This window comes from Candidatus Saccharibacteria bacterium oral taxon 955 (genome assembly GCA_010202265.1).
Taxonomy (GTDB): Bacteria; Patescibacteriota; Saccharimonadia; order Saccharimonadales; family Saccharimonadaceae; genus Saccharimonas.
In genome coordinates this window covers 681,749-704,096 of the sequence record CP047918.1, presented here as the reverse complement: position 1 = coordinate 704,096, position 22,348 = coordinate 681,749, and the positions used below count along the sequence as shown (strand labels likewise).

The 22,348-nt window shown below is 46.3% G+C and carries 21 protein-coding genes, 3 tRNA genes and 2 pseudogenes; 16 read left to right on the top strand and 10 right to left on the bottom strand.

The genetic code is table 11. The features are described from left to right. Positions 1-65: 65 nt before the first annotated feature. From GWK75_03775 to murB, 4 genes are read right to left on the bottom strand one after another with little or no spacing between them, the layout of a single operon-like run. Positions 66-2,183 (bottom strand): hypothetical protein, encoded by a 2,118-nt coding sequence (locus GWK75_03775; GenBank protein ID QHU91535.1) that lies wholly within the window; start codon positions 2,181-2,183, stop codon positions 66-68. Further along, the gene (locus GWK75_03770) at positions 2,161-2,565 is read right to left on the bottom strand and encodes a prepilin-type N-terminal cleavage/methylation domain-containing protein (GenBank protein ID QHU91534.1); all 405 of its coding nucleotides are present in this window, start codon (positions 2,563-2,565) and stop codon (positions 2,161-2,163) included. The genes GWK75_03775 and GWK75_03770 overlap by 23 nt, the downstream gene beginning before the upstream one ends. Beyond that, positions 2,562-3,179: a prepilin-type N-terminal cleavage/methylation domain-containing protein gene (locus tag GWK75_03765; protein QHU91533.1), complete on the bottom strand. Its 618-nt coding sequence runs from the start codon at positions 3,177-3,179 to the stop codon at positions 2,562-2,564. Before GWK75_03765 ends, GWK75_03770 begins: the two co-directional genes overlap by 4 nt. Before the next feature lie 46 nt (positions 3,180-3,225). Next, positions 3,226-4,245: a UDP-N-acetylmuramate dehydrogenase gene (gene murB / locus GWK75_03760; protein ID QHU91532.1), complete on the bottom strand. Its 1,020-nt coding sequence runs from the start codon at positions 4,243-4,245 to the stop codon at positions 3,226-3,228. Positions 4,246-4,294: 49 nt separating this feature from the next. On the opposite strand from murB, the gene GWK75_03755 reads away from it, so the two are divergent. The 4 genes from GWK75_03755 (at position 4,295) to GWK75_03740 (ending at position 7,045) form a co-directional block, all read left to right on the top strand. Next, a tRNA-Arg gene (locus GWK75_03755) sits at positions 4,295-4,371 on the top strand. A gap of 155 nt (positions 4,372-4,526) precedes the next feature. After that, positions 4,527-4,603, top strand: a tRNA-Lys gene (locus GWK75_03750). 61 nt (positions 4,604-4,664) lie between these two features. Continuing rightward, complete coding sequence (locus GWK75_03745; GenBank protein ID QHU91531.1) at positions 4,665-6,230, top strand: hypothetical protein; 1,566 nt, start codon at positions 4,665-4,667, stop codon at positions 6,228-6,230. Beyond that, the gene (locus tag GWK75_03740) at positions 6,227-7,045 is read left to right on the top strand and encodes a hypothetical protein (protein QHU91530.1); all 819 of its coding nucleotides are present in this window, start codon (positions 6,227-6,229) and stop codon (positions 7,043-7,045) included. Before GWK75_03745 ends, GWK75_03740 begins: the two co-directional genes overlap by 4 nt. 25 nt (positions 7,046-7,070) lie before the next feature. Here the strand turns inward: GWK75_03740 and GWK75_03735 are convergent, their stop codons facing one another. Next, positions 7,071-7,445: a response regulator gene (locus GWK75_03735; protein ID QHU91529.1), complete on the bottom strand. Its 375-nt coding sequence runs from the start codon at positions 7,443-7,445 to the stop codon at positions 7,071-7,073. 37 nt (positions 7,446-7,482) lie between these two features. On the opposite strand from GWK75_03735, the gene GWK75_03730 reads away from it, so the two are divergent. Both GWK75_03730 and GWK75_03725 read left to right on the top strand, forming a co-directional pair. Beyond that, positions 7,483-8,817 (top strand): hypothetical protein, encoded by a 1,335-nt coding sequence (locus tag GWK75_03730; GenBank protein ID QHU91528.1) that lies wholly within the window; start codon positions 7,483-7,485, stop codon positions 8,815-8,817. A 12-nt stretch (positions 8,818-8,829) separates the two neighbouring features. After that, the gene (locus GWK75_03725; GenBank protein ID QHU91527.1) at positions 8,830-10,965 is read left to right on the top strand and encodes a hypothetical protein; all 2,136 of its coding nucleotides are present in this window, start codon (positions 8,830-8,832) and stop codon (positions 10,963-10,965) included. A gap of 532 nt (positions 10,966-11,497) precedes the next feature. Here GWK75_03725 and GWK75_03720 read toward each other — a convergent pair. Both GWK75_03720 and GWK75_03715 read right to left on the bottom strand, forming a co-directional pair. Then, positions 11,498-11,773, bottom strand: coding sequence for a hypothetical protein (locus GWK75_03720; GenBank protein QHU91526.1), 276 nt, complete (start codon positions 11,771-11,773; stop codon positions 11,498-11,500). Between the two features lie 24 nt (positions 11,774-11,797). After that, on the bottom strand, positions 11,798-12,133 hold the full coding sequence (locus GWK75_03715; protein QHU91525.1) for a hypothetical protein: 336 nt from the start codon (positions 12,131-12,133) through the stop codon (positions 11,798-11,800). 463 nt (positions 12,134-12,596) lie between these two features. Here GWK75_03715 and GWK75_03710 point away from each other — a divergent pair, with 463 nt between their 5' ends. Both GWK75_03710 and GWK75_03705 read left to right on the top strand, forming a co-directional pair. Further along, positions 12,597-13,205, top strand: coding sequence for a hypothetical protein (locus GWK75_03710; GenBank protein ID QHU91524.1), 609 nt, complete (start codon positions 12,597-12,599; stop codon positions 13,203-13,205). 110 nt (positions 13,206-13,315) lie between these two features. Continuing rightward, positions 13,316-13,390 (top strand) — tRNA-Glu (locus GWK75_03705). 138 nt (positions 13,391-13,528) lie between these two features. On the opposite strand, the gene GWK75_03700 is transcribed toward GWK75_03705, so the two are convergent. Next, positions 13,529-14,248 (bottom strand): hypothetical protein, encoded by a 720-nt coding sequence (locus tag GWK75_03700; GenBank protein ID QHU91723.1) that lies wholly within the window; start codon positions 14,246-14,248, stop codon positions 13,529-13,531. Continuing rightward, positions 14,200-14,763 (bottom strand): hypothetical protein, encoded by a 564-nt coding sequence (locus GWK75_03695; GenBank protein ID QHU91523.1) that lies wholly within the window; start codon positions 14,761-14,763, stop codon positions 14,200-14,202. Before GWK75_03695 ends, GWK75_03700 begins: the two co-directional genes overlap by 49 nt. 148 nt (positions 14,764-14,911) lie before the next feature. Here GWK75_03695 and GWK75_03690 point away from each other — a divergent pair, with 148 nt between their 5' ends. From GWK75_03690 to GWK75_03680, 3 genes are read left to right on the top strand one after another with little or no spacing between them, the layout of a single operon-like run. Beyond that, entirely contained in the window at positions 14,912-15,934 is a 1,023-nt protein-coding gene (locus GWK75_03690; GenBank protein ID QHU91522.1) for a hypothetical protein, read from the top strand. Continuing rightward, the gene (locus GWK75_03685; protein QHU91722.1) at positions 15,879-16,175 is read left to right on the top strand and encodes a hypothetical protein; all 297 of its coding nucleotides are present in this window, start codon (positions 15,879-15,881) and stop codon (positions 16,173-16,175) included. The genes GWK75_03690 and GWK75_03685 overlap by 56 nt, the downstream gene beginning before the upstream one ends. Before the next feature lie 52 nt (positions 16,176-16,227). Next, positions 16,228-16,758, top strand: a complete 531-nt coding sequence (locus GWK75_03680; protein ID QHU91521.1) for an NUDIX domain-containing protein — start codon at positions 16,228-16,230, stop codon at positions 16,756-16,758. 119 nt (positions 16,759-16,877) lie between these two features. Here GWK75_03680 and GWK75_03675 read toward each other — a convergent pair. After that, a pseudogene (locus GWK75_03675) lies at positions 16,878-17,528 on the bottom strand (IS1595 family transposase). A 238-nt stretch (positions 17,529-17,766) separates the two neighbouring features. On the opposite strand from GWK75_03675, the gene GWK75_03670 reads away from it, so the two are divergent. The 5 genes and pseudogenes from GWK75_03670 (at position 17,767) to GWK75_03650 (ending at position 21,967) form a co-directional block, all read left to right on the top strand. Then, positions 17,767-18,534 (top strand): CPBP family intramembrane metalloprotease, encoded by a 768-nt coding sequence (locus tag GWK75_03670; protein QHU91520.1) that lies wholly within the window; start codon positions 17,767-17,769, stop codon positions 18,532-18,534. Positions 18,535-18,613: 79 nt separating this feature from the next. Continuing rightward, positions 18,614-19,255: a response regulator gene (locus GWK75_03665; GenBank protein QHU91721.1), complete on the top strand. Its 642-nt coding sequence runs from the start codon at positions 18,614-18,616 to the stop codon at positions 19,253-19,255. Then, positions 19,242-20,627 (top strand): HAMP domain-containing protein, encoded by a 1,386-nt coding sequence (locus GWK75_03660; GenBank protein ID QHU91519.1) that lies wholly within the window; start codon positions 19,242-19,244, stop codon positions 20,625-20,627. Before GWK75_03665 ends, GWK75_03660 begins: the two co-directional genes overlap by 14 nt. 9 nt (positions 20,628-20,636) lie before the next feature. After that, positions 20,637-21,212 (top strand): GrpB family protein, encoded by a 576-nt coding sequence (locus tag GWK75_03655; GenBank protein QHU91720.1) that lies wholly within the window; start codon positions 20,637-20,639, stop codon positions 21,210-21,212. A gap of 107 nt (positions 21,213-21,319) precedes the next feature. Next, positions 21,320-21,967, top strand: a pseudogene (locus tag GWK75_03650) (DUF421 domain-containing protein). Positions 21,968-22,348: the final 381 nt, after the last annotated feature.

Genomic DNA, 22,348 nt, shown 5'->3' with positions numbered 1-22,348 from the left:
CTTGTATACCCGTATGATATCAAACCGTTTATGGCTATGCAAGAGCTTTTTTGTCGATACATTTACTACTGTTCAGCAACGAAATTAATGCCCGCGAGCGATAGCCAACCGTTGTTTGGTGTATTCCAAACCTGGACTTCGCCAGTCGGGAATACGTCGATACGAGCGGGTGCTACCGTGTTGCTTGCGGTTAGAAATAGTAGCCGGTGTTTTGGACGGTAGCCTGAGGGCAGTCTAAATAGTGTTGTACCGTTTGAGTTGGCGCCGAACCGGATGAGGCCGCGAACTAGGACAACTCCATCAGAAGCCCTCGTAAACGAAGCGGGCGAGTAGTTTGTGCCAGGAGCGCTATAGTTTGACCAGCTATTCTCTAGCGAGGCGTTCGTCCATGATGGCGTTGGCGAGGTTCCGTAGTATATAGAATGCATGCTGTAGAATGATCCTGTGCCATAGCGATACATGAGGTATGTGCCATATATTGAGTAGTCGGAGAAAGAGTAGTTAGATGATGTTGGGTATATATCGTCCGCACCGCGACCATTGGCTGAGTAAAAGCTTGATGATGGGATGGTAAACATAGATGAATAAGGCGGGATTGAGTTTGGCGACGGGGGAAGGATTAGTCCTTCGAGGTGGATGCGCCCCATTGCATCCTTTGCAAAACCAGTGTTCATGAAGCCGCCACCGCCGCCACTGGTCGTATAGTCGCGCCATGGGAGGGAACATCCAGACGGGCAGGTAAAATTGCCACTTGGGACAGGGTTCCAGGTCCCTCTACCGTCTGCTAGAAAGCTAACATTATCTAGTGACACCCAGGTCTGGGTGGTGTTATTCGTCATAGCTATTGCACCGTCTGGATCGACAGTCACCCAGGCTGCGTTATTTGATGTCCCCATGACGGTGACCATGACGCGTTTTGATGGGCGAAAGCCCTCTGGTAGGGTCGCGATCTTGCCTGATGCGCCCCCTATGAGGCCACGAAGCTTGACGAAGCCGGCACTAGTTATCGAGAAAGAGGCTGGCGCATAGGCATTATTGTGGGGTGTGCTGTTGTAGGATATCCAGCCGTTTTCCAGGTTGAGATTTGCAAAGAAGTCTGATTGAGTATCGAACTGAGCCGTGGCAGAGTTGGCTGTATCATTATGGGCGGTTACGCGTATCGAGACGGTTTGGCTAGGGCCAGTAGTGACGCCGAGGGTGGTTTTTGTCGTGACAGTTGGTGTAGACCATGCGCCACCATTTACACGAGTGGAAACTGTGTAGGCTTGGGCATTGGCTGACGACCACTGGAATGTTACTTTTGTAGGGTTGTTGTCGATCGCTACCCCTTGGTTAAATATACTAATTGTAGGTGTTGCTGGTGGTGGTGTTGGTGGGATGTCGTTGATGCGCGACACCCTTACGCTGCCGGATTGGTTGATGTCTTTTCCGGCAGTTTTTTCACTTGTCGAGATTGTGATACCTATCGATGTGGCTAGTACGGGGTTGGTTGTTTCTGTGCCGTCTTTGGTGTAGTATGCGGTTCTAAAGTTGGTGATATGCTCTAAAAGAAGCTCATCGTTGGCGCGACAGCGTGGATATGTGGTGGAATTTGTTCCAACTGGGCAGGTGTTTCGTTGCCACGGAAGGTCGCAGACTGTATCGACGGTTGGTGGGTTATTTTTGTTGGTATCACGGACGATAACGCGACGCCAGAGTTGTTTTTTACCGTCGCTACCAGCTTTTGTAAAGTAGATTACGCGGCTTAGGAGAACGCGGTTACCAGTTTTTCTACCGCTACAGGAGTGTGGCTGGTTGGCGTAATAAACGAGGTCGCGTGTGTTGTTGTATGGATTGTCAGTGGTCGCCTGTTGGGTCATGATCAGGTCGTCGTTCCCAGAGTTAAATGCACCTGTGCCGCCGTCTTTTCCTTGAGGTACACTGATTAGTGAGAAGGTTGACATAAAATTGATGCTGATACGGGCGTCTTCTTCGATTCGGTTGAGCGCATCACGGGTATTGTAGGCGACAACGGTACGTGCGTTTGCCACTAGCGCGTCACCGATCATAGAAACCATTGCACTGATAAGTACGCCGATGACGATTAGGACTATTGGGGCGACAGCAAGCATCTCGACAAGTGTAAATCCAGCGTGTCGATGGTTGCGTTTTATCTGGTGTTTATGGACGAATAGCGATTGCACGGGTGACCTTTTGCTCTGTTATTGTGTGATAGGTGATAGTAACCGACATAAGACTGATATTTGAGGTTGTTTTGACGGAGCCGTCTGAATTATAGGTGTTGTATGGGCAGGCAATTTTTAATTCAGCAGACGCATTGGTGCCAAGCCCTGACTCGGCGGGTATGGCTGGGTTTCTCGTTGAGCTTGTGCAGGGAGAGGTCAGTAAATTCTGGTTTTGACGGAGGATCTGGTACGCCGCGCCGCTGGCCTGAGAGCGTTTTAAGTTGTCGTTCGAGTCGCGTATAACTGCCGTATAAAGTTGATATCCCGACCCCAGTAGTAGCGCACCAATTACGAGGGCAACGAGAAGTTCTACAGCGGTAAACCCTTCGGAGTATCTCATTGGTGCTTACTCTTTATCATCTTATATTCGTTGTCTATCTCTGACCAATAATATAGGTTGAATCGGACGCATGGATTATCGAGGCAATGTTGACCCGAGGCGTCAATGGGTTCGTAGAGATACTTTTCACGGTTGTTTCCAGTGGAGAAAGCACTGTTGATCGTAGATTGAGCCTCAGGTTGACCAGTGCATGGCGCAGACGAACAGATGACGCCTACACCAACATATGGTTCGGTGAATGCAGGAGGTGTAAACGACTGCTCTGAGGTACCAGATAGGTTTTTTGGTCCGTAGCCACCTGGTACTTGCTGGGGCGTCCAGCCAGCTTGGCTCTGACCAAACGTGTGAAATAACTCGGCTACACTAGGGTATGTTCCAGGCCCTATGTATGAGTTGACATCTGGGTATGCCGAAACTGCCGTAACGACAGGGTTGCCTTCTTTGTAGCGCGTTTCGAGTCCGCGGGCGATATTTTCTACGTCGGTTTTGCGCTTGTTGTCACGGGCGTTTGCTTGCGTGGAGGATATATTTAGTACCGCAAGTCCGATAAGAATTGCCATAATCACCATGACAATTACAATCTCCACTATAGTGAACCCACGCCGAGCGTTCATGTATTTAGAATAAGCGGTTTGGAGCGGAAAGGCAAGGGTAGGGAGGCTACATTTCGAGCGGTTCTTGCTCGATCATGATGCGAAACTTATCACGGACGCCACCGATAATTTCATCTCTTGCTCTGGCGAGATCGGCATATCCTGAGGCGGATTCATTTATAAGCACTAAGGCATTTTTGTCGTGAACGCGGATACCGTGGAGAAGTTGACCCTTAAAGCCGGCTCGTTCGATTAGCCAGCCGGTGGGTATTTTGTATGATCCATCGGTCATGTCGTAGGCGGGGATGTCAGGGAAACGTGTTTTTAGGTCCTTGAGTTGCCAGGTTTCAATAATAGCATTTTTGAAGAATGATCCAGAATTAGGTCGCTCTTTTGGGTCGGGAAGCTTGTCCGTGCGGATGGCAATAACCGCCTCACGTAATGCTTGTGGCGTATAAATTGAAATATCATTTTTGTCTAGGTAGTCTTGGACGGCCTTGTAAAACGGTGGGTGAGGAGCAGATTTATAGAGTCGAAGAGTGATTGAGGTGATGATATATCGTCCCATCTCTTCGCCACGAAAAATACTGTGGCGATACGAGAATCGACACTGCTCATTTGTGAGGGTAACGATACTGTCAGACTGTTTGTCGTATGCCTCTAGCGACAACAATGTATCAGCGACCTCTTGGCCGTATGCGCCAATATTTTGAACTGGTGCCGCCCCAGCGGTGCCTGGAATCATCGAGAGACATTCTATCCCAGTAAGATTCATATCAACCACTCTTTTGACGACGTCGTCCCAAATTTCTCCTGCACCAATTTTGATCGTAGTATCGGTTGCTGTCTCGTCGATAACCTCAAAACCAGGTATACGATTACGCACAACTAGACCATCGTAGCCTTCGTCTTTGACGAGTGTATTACTGCCACCACCTAATATATAAATCGGTAGATGTTGGGCGGTTGCGCGTTTGACGGCTTCGGCCGCCTCTTCTGGGGAGTGGATATCGGTCATGAAGCGTGCGACACCACCTAGGCGCATGGTCAAATGGTTTTTCAAAGGGATATCTATATGAATGTCCATGATAATATCAATTATATCACTGTAAAATATGATATAATGATCATTGTTAGCACCCGTAGCTCAGTGGATTAGAGTACTTGGCTTCGAACCAAGTGGTCGCACGTTCGAATCGTGCCGGGTGTACCATATGAAAATCAAAGGACTCCTCGGAGTCCTTTTTATTAATATTTTAATCTGTAAAAACCTATTACCATGTGGCAAATAAAATTAGGCCTAGAATAGTTTTTATAGAGGGAGTTATTTACAATATCGAGGTAAACTGCTATAATTCCTGAAGTTATGGGCCAGTAGCTCAGCTGGTTAGAGCACCTGCCTCTTAAGCAGGGTGTCGTGGGTTCAAGCCCCACCTGGCCCTCCAGATAAATAGCCTACTATTATGGTAGGTTTTTTGCTTATTTTCGGGTATAATACTCTCTACAATGCCATCACTTAACTCAATCGGTCAGCGCCTCGTGGCGGGACTTACGCATGCAAAATATGTCGACGATGAGACTCGTCGACGTGTTGCTCGTGCCGAAAAGGTTAATATTGTTGGTGCAGGTGGTGTCTTGACTGCTGCGTACGAACAGTTGCGCAACGCGGCAGAGAATACTGAGGAGCACTTGTTATTGCAAAATGCGATACGACGCTTCTATAAGCGACTGTTTATCATGCGCGACGAAGCACTGGTCAGAAGGAGTGGCGGCGAGCTGGTAGTGGAATTAACGTTGGCGGGTTATATACCAAACGATAGCCTCTTGGATGGTGATCTGGATGGTATATCGAAACTTGCTATCGATCACTATCAGATGTACGAAAAGCTACAAAAGCGCCGATCAATCTCTCTGGACACGTCAACTAAATGGATACTTGATACGCTTTCGGTCGGTGTCGCTCGCTTAATCAGCCCACATGCTACTGACGATGTGTTTGTTGATTTTGCCTATCAGTACCTCGATAAATTGAGCCAGTCTTCATCAAAGAAAAAAGAAAATACCGATACGCATAGTGCCGCACTTTTTGCGGCGATTCATAAGGCGCTATTAAAATCTGATACGGCGACAATCCGAACTGATTTGCTAGCTCGCTATGGCATTGCGGTAAACATGAACGATCAGTACGTGACATACAACAAGCTAATTGATAAAATGCTCGAATCAGCCGAGGCAGATCGTCTATATCATCTCGCCAACCGACAAGGAGCGCCACTGCGTATAGTGCGACGTATGATCGAGAGTCGGGCTGATGTCATCGATTTACTACCACGCCGAGAGGCATTTCTCGAGGCGTTTGAACAGCAGGTAGCGCAAGAATATTCGTACATAATGCATAGAGTAAATCGAGCGATTGTCAGAAGTGTAATTTTTCTGGTCATAACAAAGTTTCTGATTGGTGTAGCGATCGAGGTGCCTTATGATTTGTGGGTTCACAAAGAAATCCTCTGGTGGCCGCTCATAATCAACTTACTATTTCCGCCGCTCTATATGGTGGCGCTTCGTTTGACGCTGAATTTGCCAGGCTACGCCAACACCACCGCACTGGTTGGTCGGATTGATAGTATACTCTACGGATCAAGCAGCGTCTTGTGTAAACAGCAATCTACTCAACGTCGGTATGGTCCTGTATTTTCGATTATGTATATTATCTTTGGGCTCGCTGTATTTAGCGGTGTAACATGGCTTCTATTGATGATGGGATTTGCGCTGGTACATATAGGTATATTCTTTATGTTTATTTCGGCGGCTAGTTTCCTCGGGTTTAGACTTAGCCGGCTTATTCGCGAGCTCGAAGTGGTACGTGGAGCAAGCAACGGCTTCACGGTTTTGCGTGATTTTATATATCTTCCATTTGTGGTGGTCGGTCGCTGGATGAGCGATAAGTACGCTCAGGTAAACATCGTGAGCCTTGTTCTTGATATGCTGATTGAGCTGCCGCTAAAGACAGTGCTGAGGTTGATCCGCCAGTGGAGCGCATTTATCGATGACCGAAAGGATAATATCTCATGACAAAGCTACTAAACGGTCTAGAGCTGCAAAGCTATATAAAAGCACGTCAACTCAGGCAGGTGAGAAATCTGCGCCAGGAGCATCACATTGTCCCTAGGCTACTTATTTTGAAAAGCCTTGGCGCGAGTCCAGTGATCGATACATATGTGCGCATGAAGACTAAGTTTGCTGAGGATATTGAGGTCGAGGTTATTGTTGAGTCGTTTTCGGAGGCTGACATGATAAATAGGATAGCTGAGGCTAATATTGACTCAAAGATTCAAGGAATAATTGTCCAGCTACCTCTAGATGATATTAGTCAAACCGATACACTGTGTAATAAAATCACACCCGAAAAAGATGTAGACGGGCTAGGCGTTGGCAGCCTGTTTCCAAGCGCTACGGCGCAGGCGATTGATTGGCTTTTGGCGGGCTACGGGATTGACCTGACTAAAAAGCACATTGCGATAGTCGGTAATGGCAGACTTGTCGGTAACCCGCTTTCGCAGATGTGGAAATCTCGTGGCTATATGGTAACGATTCTAGACGATTCATCGGATAATATACCAGAGGTATTGCGTGCGAGTGATGTAATTGTTTCAGCGACAGGTAGTCCGCGAATTGTTAAAAGTTGTGATGTGAAACCTGGGGCGATTGTTGTAGATGCAGGTACGGCGAGCGAAAAAGGTAAGATTGTGGGCGATGTAGCCGAAGATGTGCGTGAACGAAAAGACCTAACTATCACTCCAAAAAAAGGTGGCGTTGGTCCGCTAACCTATACTGTCTTATTTGATCACCTCATTGAGGCGTGTCTCAAAAAAGCGGGCATGCTTTAACGCCGGGTCTGACTATCAGACTGGATTAGTCTGTAATCCCGAGGGCGTCTTTGACGCGAACTACAACCTGGCTTGGTGTGAGATCTGCTTTGACGATGTAGCTATGGATACCGAGTGAACGGAGTGATTTTGGTGCTTCTTCTTCGCCAAGGTTGGTGAGGATGATGACGGGTATTTTCGCGCCCCAAGTTGATTTACGGATAATCTCAAGTGCTTCAGCGCCACCCATATTTGGCATTTGAAGGTCGAGGAGGATAATTTCTGGTTTGAATTTTTCAGCCATTTTTATACCAGCCTGCCCGTCGCTCGCTGTCGCAACATCAAAGCCGGCCGCTTCAAACTTCATACGATACATCTGGTTGATAACTTGGTCATCTTCAATGATAACGATTTTTGTCATGTTTTTAGTATAATGGCAGCAGGTAGAAATAAGCAATATGAGAGAATCACTTTATACACTTGAGAAGCGCAAAAATGAGGTACTACTTGGGCTCGATCTTGAGGCTGACGATTGCCTAATCCAAGAAGTTGATCAGGCTAGAGAACGCGGCCATGACGCAACAATTGGAATGACTGAGGATGAGGCTTATGATCATCCAGAGAAAATCAGAAGTGTATATGAGTTTTTGGACGGTCTTGACGATCAGCTAGCGGTTGAGCGTCATCGTGCTATCGAGAGGGGGCTTGGTAGACTGGGTATAAATCCGATTGGCAGACAAATACGTCGAGCTCAGGCCATCGATCGTGCGATTGATCCTCATCGTGTTGAATTATTGTTTGGCCCACAGAGGGCGGTTGATTGGCATAATCAGCGTGGTAGCGCGTCGGCGCTTTTATCGATTGTCAGTGCGCACGACCTGATGGTCGACCGAGATCCCGAGACTGGATTTTACGAAACAATGAGTGGGCCACTTGACGATAGAATATTTGACTATCGGTTTGGCGAAAATGCTGGATCTTTGTCTGGCCTCTCTCTAAACGAGGCGTTGATTCAGGGAGAGATGAGGTTTAAACGGAGCGACTGGATAACTGCAAAAGAGAGAAGCTCGGCTCGCTTAACTCAGCTAAAAAGTTTTATTGACGCGCCGGTCTCGCCAGTATTCAAAGACGTGACTCAGTATTGTACAGATGCGCTTGGAATTAGAGCCAGACGAGAAGAAGTTCGCGATGCGATTCGGGATCACCTCTTGGACAAATCAGAAGAGGAGCGAAAACGTGAGTTTCTCATGATGAGTTTTGGTTGCGGTACTGCCCTGCCGATGCTTGATATAGTAAAAGACCTAAAAGATACGCTAGACATAAATAGTCGTTTGATTCTACTCGACCAAGACCCTCTAGCACTTGCATCTGCATCATTATTGGCCGAGGATATGGGTCTGGCTGATAATATCGAGATCCACTGCGAAAGATTGTTCAATAGTTTTGGTCAGCCTATCAAGCTTGACACCGTTCTAAAGGGTCGTCAGCTCGATGTCGCCGAAGATTCTGGTTTGCGTGAGTACTTGCCAGATATGATATACCGTTGGCTGACGCGAGAGTCCTGGAATGCGCTCAAGCCGGGCGGTATCATGACGACCGGTAACATGAACCGCAATCGCCCTCAAGCGCGATTTATCCACGGCATGATGGGCTGGTGGCCACAGGTGAGAATGCGTACAATTCGAGAGGGGTTAGAGCTTCATCGTCGCGCAGGTGTGCCAACTGAAAATACACGAGTACGTGTGACGCGAGATGGAGTTTATAGCATGTACTTTACAGAAAAACCGTCGTAAAATAGAACACAAATGATAGAGTTTATGCTTGTCGCGACACTGGTGGGCTCGTCGATCCTGGCAATTGTAATTTTGATGAGCGACGGTAAACGACGTTCAAATCAGTTATTTGCTGGAGTAGCGGCGTGTTTTGCGCTTTGGTCTTTGAGCATACTACTGTTCTCGGCGACGATGGAATCTCGCTATGCGCTCGCTTATTCCAAATTGTTTTATGGTGGATCTGTGCTATTTGCGCCTCTTATTGCGATATTTGCCTTGTATTATCCTCGAGAAAAATCCATACCAAAACCATTGTGGCACGCTACAGTCTGGAGCGCAGTACTTTTTTTGGCGGTTATACTGACCCAGGATCATGTCATAATAAGCGAGTTGAGCCGTGAGGCTGGTGGTTGGCGAGCGGTTATCAACCAGCCAGGATACCTGGCGTTTAGTTTGTATTTCATCGTCTATTTTGCGATTGCGATCGGTGTCGCTTTTCGGAAATATTTCTTATATAGAGGTAGTGAGCAGAAGCGCGCCTCATACTATGCGTTTGGTATTTTGTTTACGAGTATCCCAGGATTTGTTGCAGACTTAATTTTGCCGTATTTTGGTGATTATCGATACATCTGGATTGGTCCCGTTGCTTCGGTTTTGTTTCTCATGATGACGGGTTATAGTATCGGTCGACATCGCATGCTTGACGTGAAGCTTTTTTTGGCAAAAACTGCCCTATACGTCACCGTCATACTTGCTATATCTGGTGTCTATGCTGCAACGATTTATGTATTGACGACGGTGCTTCTCGGAAACAATGTCAGTCCGAGTGTGCAGTTTTCGGCGAATGTGGTCGCATCTTTGATAGTTGCTGTTAGCTTTGGTCCGATTCGGGCTGGTGTTGACAGGTTTCTTAATCGTTATTTTCGGTACCAGCGGTATGATAGTCGAGTTTTGATTGACGAAATTACGACGATGTGCGTGGAAATTACCGATCTTCGGATACTAGTCGAGAGTGTAATCGATAAGACGGACGATGCATTTAACCCGCGGATGATAGCGGTATTGTTTCGAGATTCGGCACACGCAGATATCGTGAGGGGCAAGCTTGCGGATCGATATCGTTCATTTGATTATCTAGAAAAACTTGTATCTCGCGAAGTAATCACACCCCCAACAATTGGTAAAGTCTTGGAACTGAGGACACCCGCTCAGAGAATCGGTTATTTTATAATTGGTAGCGAGGCGGATGGTCGCCTGTATCGACATGATGACGAACGAGCAATGGGCGTGATCGCCGATGAGTTGTCGGTGGCGCTCCAAAATATCTTTCGTCTCGAGGAGATTCGGGCATTTGCACGCACGCTTGAGCGCGAGGTGAATGACGCGACAAAAGAACTAAGAGAGAGTAACAACAAATTGCTGGAGCTAGACGCGACAAAAGACGAATTCGTCAGTATGGCGAGCCATCAGCTTCGCACGCCATTGACAAGCGTCAAGGGCTATTTGAGCATGGTACTAGAGGGTGACGCGGGCGATTTAGCGCCTGCCCAACGTGAGCTACTCAAGGAGGCTTATACGAGCAGTGAAAGGATGGTTCATTTGATCGGCGATTTTCTAAACATGAGTCGCCTCCAGACCGGGCGATTCGTGATCGAACGTCACCCAGTCGATATAGCGCGGATTATCGAGCAAGAGGTTGATAGCATGAAGCCGATCGCACTGTCTCATGATATCAAGCTGACACTAAAAAAACCGACTCGATCTCCGATACTTTATCTCGATGAAAACAAGATCCGTCAGGTCGTTATGAATTTTATTGACAATGCAATTTACTATTCACCTGAGGGTACGCCAGTGGATGTAGTGATGGAGATTGAGGATGGTGATGTTGTTTTGAGGGTTGTCGATCAAGGAATGGGTGTGCCGGCTAACGTCCAAAAAAAGCTATTTACAAAGTTTTTCCGCGCCTCAAATGCGCGCAAACAGCGCCCAGACGGTACAGGTATTGGCTTGTACTTAGCGAAGCGGATCATCGACGGACATCAAGGGAAATTAGTGTTTGAATCGGCGGTAGGCAAGGGCAGTACGTTTGGCTTTCGTCTGCCAATTAAACAATTAGCTAGCCCGCCCGAATCTACAGGCGGTGCATCCAAAAAAAACACCCCATGATAACGGGGTGTTTTTTAAATAAAGTGCTGAAACTGATGCTTCAGACTTGTTGCTATCGGAGCGGTCAGTCTCGTTTGGTTTCGATAGGTGAATTATCGATCAGGCTATACCTTGTCGTACTAGGTGTGCTATGGGTTTTTACCAGGAGGCACCGTGCGTACGAGAGGAGATGACCCCTCGATCGTTACGCACGGAGCGCCTCCTGGTTTTGGTATCACAATCAACTACCTAGCCGTTCCGTGAGGAGCGGCCAGATCGATATACCAAGGTCGGCGTGACCCGACCTTGGTATTAAAAAACTAGCGCACCTGGTTTATGAGCGACGCTTTTAGCGTCAACTCATCCCAGTTGACGCCAGTGTAGCCGGTGTACGCTCCTATTAAGAGCGTCACCGCTGCGAGAAGTGCTACCCAGCGCCTCCTCGTACGTTTGTCGGAGTAGGCGAGTAGGCATACGATGCCTACCCATACCCACGTTAATGACCAGGCGCCCTCTATGGACAGTAGTCCGTGGACGTACCACGCCACGAACCCTACCCCAGCAGGGTTAGCCGACGTGCACCGGCTAGTCCTCCGCTGAGGAGAGCAATGGCTACGAGGCCGACCAGAAACTCGCCTAGACCCATAGACAGCGCGACGCCGGTGCCTTTTATCAGGCACCAGGTGGCGAGACCTAGAAGCGACAGGCTCACTCCCAGGTATAGGACGATGTCGCCCACCCTTCCTTGCCTGGTGGCCTGGTACATGGCGATTAATGTCGCCAGTCCCAGGCTGATCATTGACGCTATGGCGAACGCAGCCGCAAGCATTATATCTCCTTTCTTGCGGTCGCCTTAGTTACTCTCGGTGAGCCACTTAATAATTCTTCGTATCAGTGGCTTTATCATCTTGGGCTTAGCTGGCCCTTGGGGTTTTATCTCCCCCTGGGCCGTTTCAGCCTCGGCCCCAGCTACGTCGAAGGCAACGAAGGCCAGGTTTCGTAGACCTATATCATGGCACTTGACTGTATCAAGTGCTAGATTAAGTGCATCCTTTATCGTGGCGCCGAGCCTGAGCGCGTCAAAGAATGCATCAAATGCCTTATGCCAGCTTTTATCTCCAGGGTGAACCCCCGGGACATCCAACGCATCGGTTATCCTCTCCTTCAACGTACGAATTTTCTTTGCCATTTTATTTCCTCTCTCTAGGATTAGTCGGACCCTTCCTGGACCGACTGATTCCAGTGCCTGATTGCACCAGAATACTAGTAGGCGAGTCTGTTTATCGTCCATTAGTATTCCGGTGCAACCAAAAGAATAGGAAATAGTTGATTGTAATATACCTCACTGCTACAAGAGCAGCGACAGATGCCGCGAATCTCGTGAACTCTGTCGCTGCCCTCGTAGTAGGTTAGTACAATAAGGTATAGCCTGATTGTTAATGTTCTCATCTCTTGACGAGAGGTATTCACCTCGCCTATCGTGACCTTAAGATTTTATCACAAAAAGCTAGAAATGTCAATACGAAACTAAGGGGTCAACTCAGCAAAGGACGAGTTGCACACGCTAGGATAGGGTGTTGCATAAATCTGGATTTGATGATAATACATATATTAACGGTAAATTGCCGGGCACCTACTAGAAAGAGGTTTTGATGAGTGTATCAGGCATTGAGCCGACGCAAGAGCAAGCGGTGCGGATAATGGGAGGTAGACTCTCCCTCGCTGAGATAATAAATGAGGGATGCCTGCCCCGCCTGAGGGGCGAGGCAAAGTCCAGGGTGGCGGACGCATTTAGCCTGGTGACGCTTTGCCTGTCAGTTGGTGGGCGCTGTCGTCAAGCACCAGAGAATATTATTCCTGGTGACGAGGACCTTGAGTCTCTCGTTGGGTATATTGTTACCCATATAAAAAGACCAGGGAAATTCGTGCGGGTGAGCGACCTGCGTGATAACTATAGAGGTCTGTCATGTAGCTGGCGCGAGTCGGTGCGATCACAGGCTCGCTATTCGCTGGTCAAAGAGGCTGTCGAAGAACTGCTTGATAGCATGGTTCAGCTGTGGTATCACACAGGACCTGGCTTCTCTAGATGGCAGTCGGCCCAGTCTCTGATTGACAAGTATAGCTCGGGGCGTAGGCCGAGTCGTCGCGGGCGTCGTAGGCGTCGTAAGAAGTACGACCGACGACCCTATCACGGTCGACCGGATCGCGACCGAAACAATGGTACGGTCGAGGGGGTCTCGGTCGGCGGTTGCTGGCACTAGATAGAAAACCTCATCTGGGGGGTGAGCGTGGGTAAATCCATACTCACCCCTTATTCATAACTTGAAATAATCCTAGTTTTTGATAAAATAGTACAAGCATAACGCTAAGCGGTCCCATCGTCTAACGGTTAGGACACCAGGTTTTCATCCTGGCAATTCGGGTTCGATTCCCGGTGGGATCACCATCAAATCATTTATCATCCATCCGGATACCAAAAACGCTCACTCAGACTAGCAATATAATAAGAATTGTTTGATGCAGTGTTTGATAAAAATCTCACCAAAAATAGGCGAGACTTTTATTAGTAAAGGTTATCTGTTGGTTAGATATTATTATCAAAAGAGAACTGAACGCTAGAGAATTTGCTTTTTAGAGATTCAACTTTTTCTTTAACATCTTTACCATCTAGCGCCTGTTTAATTAGATTAGCGATAATTGCCATCTCCTCTTCCTTCATACCTCTTCGGGTTATCTCCTGTGTACCTAGCCGTATGAAATTACCGTTATTCTGTATTCTAGGGCTGTCAAATGAGGAAGCGATAGAGTTTTGATAAAGAGTATCGTAGATGGATCTTCTTTCACCTAATCTATCCGTTAAAAGATGCACCTGGTGCGTACGAGAGAAGGATCCGTCGGGATTTTTTCTTACCTCAAACCCTAGGGTTTGCAGCGCTTCACCCAAAGCTTGTGAGTTATTTTGTACCTGCTTTGCATAAGCTTTGCCGTAGGATTCCATTTCTAGAATTGTTATCGCTAAGGCAATTAAAGATCCGGTATGCGTACTAGAAAATAGACAGCTATTGATCAGCTTATTGATTTTCTGTCCATAACTGGCATCCTTAAAGGCAATTAATCCTTTTTGTGGCCCCGGAAGAGTCTTGTGGGTATTCGCGCACATAATGTCTACGCCATTAGCTAACGGGGAAGGAAGTGCCTCCCCCATAATAAGCCCAATTGTGTGGCTGGCATCGTAAGCGATTAAAGCCTCTTCTCCTAGATGGCTTCTGAGTTTGGATATGTCGTAGTATCTGTAATATAGGATATATCTATATAAAACAGTTTTGCATTGGAGTTTTTAAATACTTTAGTAGTTGCTTTGATGTCAAGCTCGCGATTAGTAGAATCAAATACTGCATCTATGCTTTTTCGCCCCGCCCTTTCTATGATACCTTTAGTGGCAAAATGCCCTCCATGATTGTGATGTAGAGTCATGACCGTGTCTCCGGCATTAGTCGTGGATAGCAAAACACACATCATGGCGTGAATTCCAGACAGGCAATTTAGGTTTACTACCCCAGCGCCAACCATCTTCTTTAGAGCCTCCTCTGCTTTATAAGTGATATCTCCGACACCAGCAAGACCAAGTGCTGTAAAAGTTCCGTTGTCCATCACTCCGCTTTCCCCTGGGCCAAAGTAGTAGCGATCACTTAGTCTGGTGGATTGAAATTTTCTTGCCGTGTTAGACAAAACCGATTCGTTTGGCGTTAAATGTAGGAACCTTTCATTTCGATCTATATCTTGAGCGACCAACTTTAAAGTTTTTTTGTATTTATCCATGATTAAGACCCAAGTGGTATTAGTACTTCGCCCTGGGAGTGACCATTCTTAGAATATTCCTCCGCAATTAATCTATAATTTTCCCGGATTCCACTCGCATGAGATAGCTGAGCAGTTAGGTTGCACTCAGATCTCTATCAATGAGCGAGTGGCCTATAGTGAGGCCTTTGGTGCTGCTGTAGCGGGTGCTAGATCCGTAGTTACCATGAAAACAGTAGGGCTAAATATTGCCCTTGACGCGTTTTTACATTCACTAATTGCTGGAGTCAATGCTGGTTTAGTCCTGGTTGTTACTGACGACACTCATGTTGTTGGCTCTCAGGAGTACCAGGATTCTAGGCATTTTTTCGAAATTAGCGGCGGTCTCTGGTATGAGCCGTCTAGCATAGAACAGGCTTACTTGATGTCCACTCGGGCGTTTGCAGTCTCAGAGAGATTAGATATACCGGTTGTAATCAGGCTTTCGGGTAATTATTTTCACCTCAAACCTGAGACTGTTGAGGTCTGTCCTACAAAGCACTTTAAGAAGCAGAACTTACAAGACCTAGAGGAGATAATAACACCAGGTAAGTACGTAATTCATCCGTATTATTTTAAGAAACAAGAGAAACGGCTACGTTTAAAGAATGGGGCGATTAGAGAGTATACAGCTGGTCTTTACGAAATTAAAGAGGCGGGAAGCAAAAAGGCATTAATTTCCTTTGGTACCACCAGCCAGAGTCCTATTGACGTTGACTGTGATGTTATGAAAGTATTTACATTACCGCTACCTAGGGACGCTATTTTAAAATTCATTAAAGAGCACGACGAAATAACGGTGCGAGAGGATGGCGACTTCTTCAAGAAAGTACTTCTAAGAATTTTGGGAGAGGAGGAATTGAAAGTTAGATTTGAACCCCAGCCAAATAGAGGTGTAGCAGTTAAATTTACTAGATGGAATAAATACGTTGAGCTATTTAAGCTTTTAAATAAGTACCTGAAAGATTCAATCGTAGTTAGCGAAATAAATCAATCTACGGTTGAGACAACAGATACTGCTAAAGTTGCTTTAGCTCTTGGTGTCGCCGTATCGACTGCTATTGGCGTATCGGAAGTATTAGGCAAAAAGCTATGCCATTGTTGGCGATACGTCATTTCTTCACGAGGGCAGGGGTATTCTAGAGGAAGCTAGACGCAGGAAAGTGAATCTTGGTATCATTATTTTAGACAATCAAATGTCATGGTGTACTGGTGGGCAAGTGGCGGCTGATAGTGTTGACTTAGCAATAGCTGGCTATAGTAATGTCACAGTTGATCTTTGTTTAGAAGATATAGATAACCTAGCTAAGTGGTTAGATAGTTTTAGAAAACTAAAAGGATTAAATATTCTTAGAATAAGGCTTCCATATCTGGAACCAATAATTCGCAGTTGAGCAATTTTATGGTTAAATAATAATGGAAACAATAAATAAAAAAAGGTAAAAAATGAAAGTAATTGAACTAAATATAGAAGTAGATCAGGCTTTCGGTAATCTACACCGTGACCGATGTGTGTTAATCGCTGTAAAAGATAAGGATGACAAGCTCCTAAGCGGGGCAAAACCAGGATTCTTTCCGCCAACTATCACAAGGCTGCTGGGTGGAGGATTGGATAAAGGTGAACGGCCTGAAGCTGCCGCTATTCGCGAGCTATCTGAAGAGTTAGGGGTTGAACTATCTGTTGAGGATTTAGAGCCAATTGCAAAATTTATAACCAATGCAGTAGATAGGGATGGAAAAGAGTATAAAAATGAAACCTATCTGTATGGCGCCAAGCTCAAAGATCAGAAATATCGACCAGGAGATGATGTTAAACAGATCATTACTCTCAGCAAAGACGAGACCTTACAATTGGCTGATTCGTTTGAGAGTTTGCCCGCTTGTTTATGGTATATAGGCGAGGAGGGTGATTTCTCTTGGAGCGATTACGGAAAGATGTACGGCCCAATACATCGAGTTGCAGTAGAGTATCTTTAGAAGAATATTGAGATTAGAATCTGTTTGTTATTCACTTATTAGCTAAAATTAAAATCTACTTCTACAATCATAAACCCTTGCTCAAACGAGCGAGGGTTTTCTTGTGGATTTAAATAGTCTTAGTGAGTTTTAATTTCTTCATGCCTCATATTATACCTAAACTCACACTCTTTGAGGTGGAGGTTGAAATGGTCTTTTCTGAGTCCTCTTAGCTTTGCTAGACGAACTTTAGTGATACCCCAGAAATTCTCGATGCCATTGATATGGTTTTTAGGATTGTCTTTTGAAACAAACTCATTATTTCCATGGCTAACCCGGTAGTGGTGTTTGTATCCCTAGTCAACCAGGCTGTCGTAGCTACGCCAGCCATCACTATAGATGGTGCTATCCGGCTCTACTTTCATCTGTACAATCTGTTTTAAGGTCTTTCGGCTAACATTGGGGACTATTTGGGTGTAGACTTTGCCATCGTGCTTTAAAAGACCGAAAACGATGATTTTCTTGCTGGCGCCGCGCCCACGAATACCACGCACGCGACGCGGACCAAAGTAACTTTCATCTATCTCGACTTCACCTGATAGCGGTGAGGTTGCTTTACAGTGCTTGGCAATAACGATACGAATATGTGTGAGAATTCGATTGACAGTATTGCGATTTAATCCGGTTAGCGAGGCTATCTGAGTGGCGGTAATATCTTCGCAAAACAACCTCACTATCTGCCTGGTTTTAGCCTCTGAAATATGTGAACGTTTTAAATACTTGTTTTCCATCTGCTATTTAGTGTAATTGATGGGGGGGTAAAGTAGGCTTGAACCAATTTTTATATTCCCCGTGAGGTCACCACGAAAACAGCTCACTCTCTAGGGGTGGGCTTTTTTCGTGATTGAGTGAATCCGCAGAAACAGAACTAATGAATAATAGTATAAGGTTTTTGATGATATATTAAAGCTATGGGGCAATGATATAATAAATAGTCAAGATAACTTATCAAGCTAATAGGAGAGTGTCATGATACGACGGTCGAAGTCGCAGAAATCTAAGCAGCCTACTCTACTACTTGCTATTTGGTTCGTCGCTATGGCTATAGCGGTTGCTGTTACTGTGCCTTTGCAGATTGCGATTGGCTTACCTTTTGAACTCTATGCATTGGTAACACTTGCTCCTTTTATAGCATACTTGGCGACTATACCGCTTCGACACTGGCGACCGTCTCGGTGGCAGACGGTTAGTGCCGCGCGATGGGCTATGAGTATTATTTCAGCCTGTTTGACTATCGGTGTTGTCGGATTATTGTTTGTGGCTATCGGCTACAAACCACACTGGCAACTTCCGACCGCGGGGGCGTCAATTGGCGTGTTTTTACTGTTACAAATATTTGGCGCGTTTACCGAGGAGGTTGGTTGGCGCGGTCTAGTCCAGCACTGTGGAGAAGCATATGGCCATAGGCTGGTGGTGGCGGGATTAAGTGGTTTTATCTTTGGGTTATTGCATTTTAGTTTTTGGTCGCTCGGGTTTATTCCATCGTTTACTTTTTCGCTAACTGCAATGTTCTTGGCTCTCACTATCGTCACCACCTACAATGGTTCATTTTGGCAACGTATGGTGCCAGCCACAATTTTACACACCGGAGCCAACCTGATGCTGGTAGTCTTTGCGCCAAATGATCTAGCATTTGCTACCTCACCAATTGTTCTTGCTGCCACTATCGTCATGTTTATATTTGCGCTTTGCTATCGTCAGGTTTGGAAAAAGGTCTATGAAAATGGAGCATCGTAAGTTTGGTGTATAAAGGTTGCGTAGATTTTTGTGGAGAAAGCCAATCGTGACAAACTATGCCGATGATCGTCCCGTTATTATGATTGTCGAAGATGAGCCTGCTCTACGTAGTGGTACTGAGCAGTTCCTTCGCCAGCGTGGTTTTACGGTGGTGACGGCGATCAGCGGCGAGGAGGCGCTAAAGAAATTTACTGAGGCGGATGTGATTATCCTTGACATCATGCTACCGGCGATGAGTGGCATTGAAGTATTGCACCAAATTCGCCAGACCAGCGACGTGCCGGTGCTGATGTTGACGGCGCTACATGATGAGCCGACGCAGATTGCGAGTTTTGACGAGCTGGCGGATGATTATATGAGTAAGCCGTTTTCGCTGGTGATTTTAGAAAAGCGAATTAAGGCGTTGCTCCGCCGTCAGCAGTCTGTCAAAAAAACCTTGTGGTGCCGCGGTCTAGCCTCGGTGGATTTCGCGGCTTATCAGGGTTTTTATGATGACACTGACGCACACCTCAAGCCCAAGGAAGTGCAGCTGCTCAAGCTGCTGGTAGACAATCCAAGCATGGTCTGGAGCCGGCAGGCTATCATTGACAAGTTGTGGCGTGATGACGAGGTGCCGTTCGACCGAGTGATTGATGTTTACATCAAAAACTTACGCAAGAAATTGCACCTCGACTGCATCATCACGGTGAAGGGAGTGGGTTATCGCTATGAAGCGGCTTAAATTATTTCCCAAAACATTTTTGGTGTCAATCGGCCTATTCGCGGCGTTGATCATCCTGGTGCATGCGCTGGTCTACACCTTGATGCCGCAATTTTATCTGCAGCAAAAAGAGCGCGAGGCGGCGGACAATCTCACGGCGCTCGTGGCTGAACTACGCGGTAAATCGACTGAGAAAATGCGCCGTCTCAGCCAGGATTTTGCTCAGGTGAAAAATGTTAATATCACGCTGACGATTGATGGGCGCGACCAGTATTTTCAAGGGTTTCAGTCGATCAACATCGTGACGGATAGCGGTAAATCGGTCGACACTAGCGTGGTAAAAATTGCTGACGGCCAAACGGTCGATCCGCGCTCGGTGATTTTGCGGCAGGGGAGTGTGACGAACAACCAAGGCCAAACGATCGCCGTCAAGCTGCTGGCCGACGTGGCGCCCGTCACTCAGGCCAAACTCGCTACCTTGCACGTACTGCCATATACCATGCTTGGCTCACTGCTCGTGGCGCTGCTATTTTCGTACATCTACAGCCGATTTGTGACACGGCCGATTCGCCAGATGGCGGCGGTGACGACGACTATGCAGCGGCTAGAAAAGGGTGCGCATTATCCAGTGAATAGCCGTGATGAAATCGGCGTGCTGGGGCGAAATATCAATGAGCTCTATCAAAATCTGTGGCAAATGATTCGCTCGCTGGAGCATGAGAATAAGCGGATCACCCAGCTCGAGAAAGAGAAAATCGCCTTCCTTCGCGCGGCCTCGCATGAGTTGAAAACGCCATTGGCAGCACTACGGATCATGCTTGAGAACATGCAGCTAAACATCGGCGAGTATAAAAATCGCGATCAGTACCTGGCGGAGTCGGTGGCACAGGTTGACCGTTTGGCGGCAATGGTAAATGATGTCTTGCGCTCTGGCAATGTCGCCGAGCAGGCTCTGCGTCAGGAAAAGCGGCTAAGGATTGATAAGTTAATCGCTGAAGTAATTGACGATTATATGTTGCTGGCGAAAACGCGCGGCATGACTTTCGAGGTTAATACAGAACCAGCGACCATTAGTGCCAATCGTGACATGATGCGCCACGTCATCTCGAACCTGGCGTCAAACGCAGTGCGCCACGGCGACACCGGGAGCGTGATAACGATTACCTGTGACCAGCACGAACTGGCCATCGAAAACGCCTGCAGACCACTCACCAGAAAACAACTCCAGCACGTTTTTGACCCGTTTTATCGGAACAATGCCACCACGAAACAGTACGCCGACAGTAGCGGCATCGGCCTCTACACCGTGAAAATGTTGCTCGACGCCAAGGGCCTAGACTACGACTTCACGCCGCACGGGCGGGGTATGCGGTTTGTGGTAAGGTTTGAGTAGGAGGATATGATGGACAGAGAGCTAGAGAAAATGAGTTTGAAAGAGTTGTGGCAATTATTCCCCATATTTCTTGTAGAACACAATAGAGAATGGGCACGCTGGTATGATGAGGAAGTGAAAGCCATCTCCTCATTGGTGCCAGAAAAATACATAACACAAATATCTCACATTGGTAGCACGGCCATCCCAAATATACAGGCAAAGAATATAGTAGATATATTGCTTGAAGTCCCGTCGGAAAAAGAATTAGAGCCTGTAAAAAATATCCTTGTTGAAAATAATTGGTTGTGCATGAGTGAGAAAGCAAAACGAATCTCATTGAATAAGGGATATACCAAACAGGGCTTCGCGGATAAGGTATTTCATCTCCACATTAGGGTGGCGGGAGATAATGATGAGATCTATTTTAGGGATTACCTAATTGAAAATAGTATCATCGCCAAACAGTACGAGAAATTAAAACTGAATCTTTGGAAGGAATTTGAGCATGACAGAGATGGGTATACTGATGCAAAAAGTGATTTCATCAGAAAGTATACTAAGATAGCTAGAGAAAAATACAGATCCAAGAACAGGTCGTCTTAAATTGTGAGCAGTAAAGTCGTCAAACAGACTCTCAACTCCTGCTTTACATAAAGACCGTCGCTAAGCATGTCATACTGAAGCACTAGCGATCTGTGCTAAATTAAACCATGGATGGATTCATTCTAGTAGCAATAAAATTATTGATTGGGTTTTTCGCGTTGACCATAATCATCAATGTTTCCGGAAAGGGTAATTTGTCGCCGTCATCTGCCAGTGATCAAGTGCAGAACTATGTGCTGGGTGGTATCATTGGAGGCGTCATTTATAACAATAGTATTCAAATTTTGGATTACATCGGTATTTTTTGTATATGGTGCGCGCTGGTGCTGACATTGAAATGAATAAAACGGTATAACGTGAAAGCAAAGCAATTGATCGACGGTAGGGCGTTGATAATCATTGATAATGGAAAAATCAATATTGAAGATTGCAAGAAAGTTGGTCTGAGCGCTCATGACGTATCATTCAAGCTGCGAACTCATCATATCTATTCAACGAGAAAAGTGAAAAGAGCCTTGGTGGAGTAAGACGGCGAATCGATCATTACTCACGAAGAGGAAGAGAACCCGAAGTTTCCGTTGATAACCGACGGGCAACTGCAGACTGATATTTTGCATATTATTACCAGTCCATCCTCTGCTTCACTGCCGCCAAGTAATAACGATAATAACTATTCGGGTCTGAAACGAAAAAGTTGTTATCGATATAGTCGTTTGGACGAATTTCAATATGCTGGTCGTTGGCGTATGGCTTGATGAGGTATATAAATTCAAACTCAAACCCGCCAGACAATCTCTTTACTTGTAGGCTTTCGTCGATGGGATCGGGATAATCAATTGCTACAAGTATGAGCGACTGATTAGATGTCGTCTGGAATAGATAATATGTCGCGTCTGGATATAATGTAATGAAAGAAGCAAACTCACGGACGTATGTTGCTTCTTTAAGTACAGGAAAGGCTTGGGTAATGAAATCTGGTATTGCGATGTTGATACTATTTTTCATTTCTCTATGATTGTACTATTTTGAGTGTGAAAATGGACAGTTTTATGACGTGTCCAGGTCGATAGGCTAGTAGAGGCCGGTCAGGTGCGGGCGAAGATCGTTGCCGTACATCACGTCCCATTCGTTACTAA